Annotated in this window: 2 protein-coding genes and 1 pseudogene; all 3 read left to right on the top strand. The window is 69.2% G+C overall.

The genetic code is table 11. The features are described 5' to 3' along the window. Positions 1-203: pseudogene (locus ACIGXJ_RS36965) on the top strand (hypothetical protein); the annotation flags it as partial. Between the two features lie 73 nt (positions 204-276). Then, a complete protein-coding gene (locus ACIGXJ_RS36960; protein WP_399655290.1) occupies positions 277-1,551 on the top strand; it encodes a PucR family transcriptional regulator in 1,275 nt (424 codons plus the stop codon). A gap of 215 nt (positions 1,552-1,766) precedes the next feature. Next, positions 1,767-3,365 (top strand): CocE/NonD family hydrolase, encoded by a 1,599-nt coding sequence (locus ACIGXJ_RS36955; protein ID WP_399655287.1) that lies wholly within the window; start codon positions 1,767-1,769, stop codon positions 3,363-3,365. The last annotated feature ends 265 nt before the right edge of the window (positions 3,366-3,630 follow it).

Raw genomic sequence — 3,630 nt, 5'->3', positions numbered from 1 at the left:
GAGTGATCTTGGTCGAGAACCCGTCTACCAGGAGCTTCGTCCTCGACGACAGCACGGCAAACCCGGGCGGCCTGATTCCCTTGCACTTGGTCCTGACCCAGCACCTCATCGACGAACCCGGCCAACCCACCCGCAAGGTCCTCGACCTCTTCCGCCAACAGCTCCTCGCCCCAACCGAGGTCTCTGGAGCAACCGACCGCTGAACCTTGGTCTCCGCCACTGTGACCATCACCTCAAATCCGCCACCGCGCAATCGCCGTCTGCGACAGTCGTCGTGTGACCGATCCTCACCTCGCGGACATCTCTTTCGGCGGAGTACCGGTGCACCGGCAGCTCTCGGCAAACGCCCGTGACCTCGCCAGGCGTGTGGTGGACGAGCTCGTGGGCCAGCTGCCCGCGTACGGCGCACTGCCTTCGGAGGAGCTGCGCAACGAGACCATGAGGGTGGCGTACCAAGGCATTCACGGCTTCGCCGAGGTGCTCCGCACCGGGGAGCTGCCGGGGCGTGAGCGGCTCGCCGTCATCCGGGAGGCGGCGGCTCACCGTGCCGAGGAGGGGCTGATGCTCGACTCGGTGATCAGTGCCTACCACCTGGGCGCGCAGGTGGTGATCGACACGTTGGCGCCGTCGGTGAGGCCGCAGGACGTACAGGCCGTCCTCGCGCTGAACCGGGTGCTGATGCAGTACCTGCAGCGCGTCACGGCGGCCGGCGTGGGAGGTTATTTCCAGGAGCGGCAGGCGGCGTTCGGTGTCGAGCACTTCGCCCAGCAGGCGCTGCTGGAAGCGCTGCTGGCGGGCTCACCCGCGCGGGAAGCGGCCGACCGGGCCGGTATCGCTCTGCCGGCGCGGTTCCTCGTGCTGAGCCTGGCCGTCGACGCGCATCCGGACGAGCGGACGCCCGGCGTGGACCCGGTGATCGCCGGGCGTCGCAAACTGCGGCGGCTGCGGATGGAGCTGGAGCGGCACGTGAGCGGAGTGGTGCTGTCGGCGCTGTCCGTGGACGGTGGTCTGGCCCTGCTGCCGGTTCCGGGCGAGCCGACCGGCGAGGGCGCGGCCGGGTTGGCCGGTGACGTACCGGAGGCCATGGCGGAGTGGGTGGACGGCGTCCTCGGGCACATGATGCGGGTGTCGGGTGCGACGATCACCGCGGGGATCGTGATCGCGGCGCCGGACGGTGTGCGCAACGCGGCACGGCTGGCCGACGACGTCCGCAAGGTCGCCCAGGCCGTGGGCCGCCCACCGGGACCGTACCGGCTGACGGACGTGGTGCTGGAGTACCAGCTGACCCGTCCCGGGCCCGCACTGGCACAGCTCTCCTCGCTGCTCGCACCGCTGGCCGGGAAGCCTGAACTGCTGGCGACGCTCAGGGCCTATCTGTCCAGCGGCATGGACCGGCGCGGCGCTGCGGAGCGGCTGAGCGTCCATCCCAACACCCTGGACTACCGGCTGCGGCGGATCACTGCTCTGACGGGCCTCGACGCGACCCGGCCAGCGGATCTGGCACGGGTGCAGGCGGCTATGGCGGCGTATGACGCCCCCGATTCTTTGTGACCTGTCACCAACTCCCCCGAAAACTTTTAACGGTGGAACCAAGCGGATCTTGGCCGACTCGGCCCCATCCTGGAGCGACGACTTACCTGCCGGTAACCCTCGGTTCGCGGGCGGGTAACGAGGCGAGAACCCGTCGGCATCGGGCCCGGCGGGCGTACTTCCGCTGCGTGCCGTTCCCCACCTGCCGACGGCACCGAGTCCAGGAGTCGCGTCACATGAGCCGCATCACCCCCACCGCCCCTCTCCGTCCCCACAGATCCCGCATCGCCGCCACCGCGCTGACGGCCGCTATCGTGACGGGAACGGGGATCAGCCTCGCACCCGTCACGCAGGCCGTCGAGGCCCCGACGGCCGCCACGGCCTCCCAGACGCTTCCCACCACGACCCGTTTCGTCGACATCGCCGGCTACGAGGGCGTGACACTCGCCGCGAACGTCGTCGCCCCCACCGACACCAGCCGCGACTACCCGGTCATCGTGCTCCCCACGAGCTGGGCGATGCCGCAGATCGAGTACATCGCACAGGCGACGAAGCTGGCCGAGAAGGGCTACGTCGTCGTCTCGTACAACGTACGCGGCTTCTGGCAGTCCGAGGGCGAGATCGAGGTGGCCGGTCCCAAGGACGTCGCCGACGCCCGCAAGGTCATCGACTGGGCCCTGGCCAACACCGCCGCGGACCCTGAGCTGATCGGCATGGCCGGAGTCTCCTACGGCGCGGGCATCAGCCTGCTCACGGCCGCCCAGGACGCCCGCGTCGACGCCGTATCCGCGATGAGCGGCTGGGCGGACCTCGTCGAGTCCCTGTACAAGGGCGAGACACAGCACACGCAGGCCACCGCGATACTCGCCAGCCTCGGCTACGCGACGGGCCGGCCCAGCGCCGAGGCCGCCGAGAAGATGGAGATCATGCTCAGCGGGAAGACCGACCGCATCGACGAGGTCATCCCCTGGGCAGAGCAGCGCTCCGTCGTACACCAGGTGGACCGGCTCAACACCAACGACACCGCGATCATGCTGGCCAACGCATGGGGCGACTCGTTCTTCGCCCCCAACCAGTACGCGTCCTTCTACGAGAAGCTGAGCGGCCCCAAGCGCCTGGAGCTGCGCCCCGGCGACCACGCCACCGCGGAGGGTCTCGGCCTGCTCGGGCTGCCCAACGACGTCTGGAACAACACCTTCCGCTGGTTCGACCACCATCTCAAGGGCGTCCAGAACGGCATCGACGCCGAGGAGCCCGTCCAGCTCAAGTCGCGCTCCGGCGGCGAGTACGAGGGCTACGCGAGCTGGGCCGCCGTCCCAAGCCGCACGCAGAACCTCCGGTTCACGGACGACGAGGACATCCTCCCGCAGCTGGAGTCCGGCGCGAACGCCGGCATCTCCTTCCTGTCCAGCATGCTGGACCAGTTCGCCCGGGTCTCCCCGACGGTGTCCATCCCGTTGCTGCCCAGCATCAGCGCGGCCGTCTGGCAGACCGAGCGCTATGACACCGTCCAGAAGGTACGCGGCACGCCGACCATGCGCGCGACCGTCACCAGCAACCGGTCCGACGGCACGGTGGTCGCCTACCTCTACAGCGTCAACGGGCTCGGCATCGGCGAGCTGGTCAGCCACGGCCCCGTGAGCTTCCACGGCAAGACGCCGGGGCAGCCGTTCACCCTCGACGTCGAGATGTCCTCCACCGCCTACGACGTCCCCGCCGGAAACCGGCTCGCCCTCGTCATCGACGGTGTCGACACCCTCTACAACAACTACAACACCGCGTTCCAGGCGATCGACTTCGCGGGCGGCGCGGAACTGAACGTCCCCCTCCGCTGACCGGTGTCGCCGGACTGAGAGGCCTGCAGGCGTGCATCCTGGCCGGACCTGGTACGGGTGGCCGGAATGCGCGCCTGCATGGGGCCGCAGCGGTGACCGATGGCCCGTTGCGGCACCGTCACGGGATGCGGATGCCGCCCGGGGTGCGGATGCGGCGCCGCCCGGGACAATGAGTATCTTCCAAGCCGGCTGCTCTGACCGCGAGTTGGACAGTCCTGCACAGCGACGAAGCTCCTGGTAGACGGGTTCTCGACCAAGATCACTT

This window comes from Streptomyces sp. NPDC053367 (assembly GCF_044545925.1).
In the GTDB taxonomy this organism is placed as follows: domain Bacteria; phylum Actinomycetota; class Actinomycetes; order Streptomycetales; family Streptomycetaceae; genus Streptomyces.
Note: the sequence above shows the minus strand (reverse complement) of the source record. Positions and strands in the feature narration are given on the sequence as shown.

Excerpts from the sequence above, each read along its gene's own strand:
- ACIGXJ_RS36955 (WP_399655287.1), top strand. The coding sequence starts at position 1,767 with ATGAGCCGCATCACCCCCACCGCCCCTCTCCGTCCCCACAGATCCCGC.